This is a genomic window from Streptomyces sp. Isolate_45 (assembly GCF_024721315.2).
GTDB lineage: Bacteria > Actinomycetota > Actinomycetes > Streptomycetales > Streptomycetaceae > Streptomyces.
Map to the genome: position 1 here is coordinate 1 of NZ_JANFAK020000301.1, position 4,428 is coordinate 4,428.

Sequence of the window (4,428 nt, forward strand, 5' to 3'; positions counted from 1 at the left end):
GGGCGGCCCCGGCGGCGCCCGTCCGACCCCGGGCGGCATGCCGCGTCCGCAGGGCGGCGCCCCGCGTCCCGGTGGTGCTCCCGGTGGTAACCGTCCCAACCCGGGCATGATGCCGCAGCGTCCCGCTGCCGGTGGTCCCGGCCCCCGTCCCGGTGGCGGCCCCGGTGGCCGTGGTCCCGGTGCGGGCGGTGCCCGTCCCGGTGGCGCCGGTCGTCCCGCGGGCGGCGGCTTCGCCGGTCGTCCGGCCGGTCCGGGCTCGCGTCCCGGCGGCGGTGGCGGCTTCGGTGGTCCCCGTCCCGGCGGTGGCTTCGGTGGCGGTCCTGCCGGTGCCGGTGGCGGCGGTCGTCCCGGCTTCGGCGGGCGTCCCGGTGGTCCCGGTGCCCGTGGTGGCACGCAGGGTGCCTTCGGTCGCCCCGGTGGTCCGGCCCGTCGTGGTCGCAAGTCCAAGCGTCAGAGGCGCCAGGAGTACGAGGCCATGCAGGCCCCGTCCGTCGGCGGCGTGATGCTGCCGCGCGGTGGCGGCGAGACCGTGCGCCTGTCGCGCGGTGCCTCCCTCACCGACTTCGCGGAGAAGATCAACGCCAACCCGGCGTCGCTCGTCGCCGTGATGATGAACCTCGGCGAGATGGTCACCGCCACGCAGTCCGTCTCCGACGAGACGCTCGAAATGCTGGCCGGCGAGATGAACTACGTCGTCCAGATCGTCAGCCCGGAGGAAGAGGACCGCGAGCTCCTCGAGGGCTTCGACATCGAGTTCGGCGAGGACGAGGGCGGCGAGGAATACCTCATGCCGCGTCCGCCGGTCGTGACCGTCATGGGTCACGTCGACCACGGTAAGACCCGACTGCTCGACGCCATCCGCAAGACGAACGTCGTTGCGGGCGAGGCCGGTGGCATCACGCAGCACATCGGTGCGTACCAGGTCGGTACCGAGGTCAACGGTGAAGAGCGCAAGATCACCTTCATCGACACCCCGGGTCACGAGGCGTTCACCGCCATGCGTGCCCGTGGTGCCAAGTCGACCGACATCGCGATCCTCGTGGTCGCGGCCAACGACGGCGTCATGCCGCAGACGATCGAGGCGCTGAACCACGCCAAGGCCGCCGGCGTCCCGATCGTCGTCGCGGTCAACAAGATCGACGTCGAGGGTGCCGACCCGGTCAAGGTGCGCGGTCAGCTCACCGAGTTCGGTCTGGTCGCCGAGGAGTACGGCGGCGACACGATGTTCGTCGACATCTCCGCCAAGCAGGGTCTGCACATCGACTCCCTGCTGGAGGCCGTCGTCCTCACCGCCGACGCCTCGCTCGACCTGCGCGCCAACCCGGAGCAGGACGCTCAGGGTATTGCGATCGAGTCCCACCTCGACCGCGGCCGCGGTGCCGTCGCCACCGTCCTCGTCCAGCGCGGTACCCTCCGCGTCGGCGACACGATGGTCGTGGGCGACGCCTACGGCCGAGTGCGCGCCATGCTCGACGACAAGGGCAACAACGTCGAGGAAGCGGGTCCGTCGACCCCCGTCCTGGTCCTGGGTCTCACCAACGTCCCCGGCGCCGGCGACAACTTCCTCGTCGTCGACGAGGACCGCACCGCCCGTCAGATCGCCGAGAAGCGTGCTGCGCGTGAGCGCAACGCCAACTTCGCCAAGCGCGTCCGCCGGGTGTCCCTGGAAGACCTCGACTCGGTCCTCAAGGCCGGTCTGGTCCAGGAACTCAACCTCATCATCAAGGGCGACGCGTCCGGTGCGGTCGAGGCCCTCGAGTCCTCGCTGCTCCAGCTCGACGTCGGCGAAGAGGTCGACATCCGTGTCCTGCACCGCGGTGTGGGTGCGGTCACCGAGTCCGACATCTCGCTGGCGATGGGCTCCGACGCCATCGTCATCGGTTACAACGTCCGTGCGGCCGGTCGCGCCGCGCAGATGGCGGACCGCGAGGGTGTCGACGTCCGCTACTACTCGGTGATCTACCAGGCCATCGAGGAGATCGAGGCGGCCCTCAAGGGTCTCCTCAAGCCGGAGTACGAAGAGGTCGAGCTCGGTACGGCGGAGGTCCGCGAGATCTTCCGCTCGTCCAAGCTGGGCAACATCGCGGGTGTTCTCATCCGCTCCGGCGAGGTCAAGCGCAACACCAAGGCGCGGCTCCTGCGCGACGGCAAGGTCGTCGCCGAGAACCTCACCATCTCCGGTCTGCGCCGCTTCAAGGACGACGTCACCGAGATCCGCGAAGGCTTCGAGGGCGGTATCAACCTCGGCTCCTTCAACGACATCAAGATCGACGACGTCATCGCGACGTACGAGATGCGCGAGAAGCCCCGCGCGTAAGCGCGAGGCACATCGCACAGGCTCGTAGTTCGTAGTTCGTAGCACCGGGGCCGGTCGGCGGAATATCCGTCGATCGGCCCCGGCCGTTGCGTGTACGGTTCTGATGACCCAGCCGAGCACCCGGTGATCCTGCCGCACACGGCCGGGTGAACCTGCCGGACGAGCTCGGCGGGTACCTGCCGGACGACGGCCCGGCAGGCCATCGAACCCGAACCGGCGGGACATCCGGAACTGCATGTACGTGGGGACTCTGTCCTTCGATCTGCTCCTCGGCGACGTTCACTCGCTGAAGGAGAAACGCTCCGTCGTCCGGCCCATCGTCGCCGAGCTCCAACGCAAGTTCTCGCTGAGCGCGGCCGAGGTGGGCGACCAGGACCTGCACCGCAGGGCCCGTATCGGGGTAGCCCTGGTGAGTGGCGACGTGGCTTTCGTGTCGGACGTACTGGACCGCTGCGAGAGGCTGGTCGCGGCGCGTCCTGAAGTGGAGCTGCTGTCGGTACGACGGCGCCTCCACGGTGATGAAGACTGATTGCTTGTCTGCAAGAAAGAAGAAGGAGACGGACCAGTGGCCGACAATGCGCGGGCGAAGAAGCTGGCGGACCTCATCCGGGAGGTGGTGGCCGAGAAGCTGCAGCGCGGCGTCAAGGACCCCCGCCTCGGTACGCACGTGACCATCACGGACACCAGGGTCACCGGCGACCTGCGGGAGGCCACGGTCTTCTACACGGTCTACGGTGACGACGAGGACCGGGCCAGCGCGGCTGCCGGTCTGGAGAGCGCCAAGGGCGTACTGCGTTCCGCGGTCGGCCGGGCGGCGGGAACCAAGTTCACGCCCACCCTGACCTTCGTCGCGGACGCCCTCCCGGAGAACGCGAAGACCATCGAGGACCTCCTCGAAAAGGCGCGCACCTCCGACGCCCAGGTGCGCGAGGTGTCCTCCGGTGCCAAGTACGCCGGCGATGCCGACCCGTACAAGAAGCCGGGCGACGAGGACGACGAGGACGCAGCCGCGGAATGAGCACCGAAGCAGGGAAGACTCCGGACGGCCTTGTCATCGTCGACAAGCCGTCCGGCTTCACTTCGCACGACGTGGTCGCCAAGATGCGCGGGATCGCCAGGACCCGACGCGTCGGCCACGCCGGCACCCTCGACCCGATGGCGACGGGCGTCCTCGTCCTCGGCGTCGAGAAGGCGACCAAGCTCCTCGGTCACCTCGCGCTGACCGAGAAGGAGTACCTCGGGACGATCCGTCTCGGGCAGTACACCGTCACCGACGATGCCGAGGGCGAGATCACCTCGTCGACCGACGCCTCCGGGGTCACCCGCGAGGGCGTGGACGCGGGCATCGCCAAGCTGAGCGGCGAGATCATGCAGGTCCCGTCGAAGGTCAGCGCCATCAAGATCAAGGGCGTGCGCTCCTACAAGCGCGCCCGCGACGGCGAGGACTTCGAGATCCCGGCCCGTCCGGTGACCATCTCGTCGTTCCAGGTGTACGACATGCGGGAGGCGGAGGCCGAGGACGGCACGAAGGTCGTCGACCTGGTCGTCTCCGTCGTCTGCTCCAGCGGTACGTACATCCGCGCGCTCGCCCGTGACCTCGGTGCGGACCTGGGCGTGGGCGGACACCTGACGGCGCTGCGGCGCACGCGGGTGGGACCGTACAAGCTCGACAAGGCCCGCACCCTGGACCAGCTCCAGGAGGAGCTGACCGTCATGCCGATCGGCGAGGCGGCGGCCGCCGCCTTCCCGCGCTGGGACCTGGACTCCCGCCGGGCCTCGCTCCTCGGCAACGGGGTGCGGATCGAGATGCCGGACGAGTACCGGGACGGCCGCACGGTCGCCGTGTACGGGCCGCAGGGGCAGCTGCTCGGGCTCGTGGAGAGCAAGGGCGGCAAGGCGAAGTCGCTGGCGGTCTTCGTCTGAGGCCCGAGGGATGAGGCCCGAGGGATGAGTGTTGACGTGGGGGGGGGGGGGGCCCCCCGCCGGCCCCCCCCCCCGCCCCCCCCCCCCCCCCCCCCCCCCCCCCCCCCCCGCCCGGCGGCTGTCAGGAGGGGGCCTGGTCGGTGTCGCGGCCGCGGTAGCGGATGCGGAGCCTCCTCGCCGTGTACACG

Annotated in this window: 4 protein-coding genes; all 4 read left to right on the forward strand. The window is 70.0% G+C overall.

The annotated features are described in order from the left end of the window. Positions 1-2,317 (forward strand): translation initiation factor IF-2 (gene infB / locus NOD94_RS40320; protein ID WP_281211220.1); only part of this gene is annotated, 2,317 nt, incomplete at its 5' end. Positions 2,318-2,552: 235 nt separating this feature from the next. Beyond that, positions 2,553-2,846, forward strand: coding sequence for a DUF503 domain-containing protein (locus NOD94_RS40325; RefSeq protein ID WP_281211221.1), 294 nt, complete (start codon positions 2,553-2,555; stop codon positions 2,844-2,846). 36 nt (positions 2,847-2,882) lie between these two features. Then, complete coding sequence (gene rbfA / locus NOD94_RS40330; protein ID WP_281211222.1) at positions 2,883-3,335, forward strand: 30S ribosome-binding factor RbfA; 453 nt, start codon at positions 2,883-2,885, stop codon at positions 3,333-3,335. Continuing rightward, positions 3,332-4,240 (forward strand): tRNA pseudouridine(55) synthase TruB, encoded by a 909-nt coding sequence (gene truB / locus NOD94_RS40335; RefSeq protein WP_281211223.1) that lies wholly within the window; start codon positions 3,332-3,334, stop codon positions 4,238-4,240. The genes rbfA and truB overlap by 4 nt, the downstream gene beginning before the upstream one ends. Positions 4,241-4,428 lie beyond the last annotated feature (188 nt).

What these genes read in the sequence shown, in the direction of transcription:
- NOD94_RS40325 (WP_281211221.1), top strand. Translation starts at nt 2,553, where the DNA reads ATGTACGTGGGGACTCTGTCCTTCGATCTGCTCCTCGGCGACGTTCAC.
- truB (WP_281211223.1), top strand. Translation starts at nt 3,332, where the DNA reads ATGAGCACCGAAGCAGGGAAGACTCCGGACGGCCTTGTCATCGTCGAC.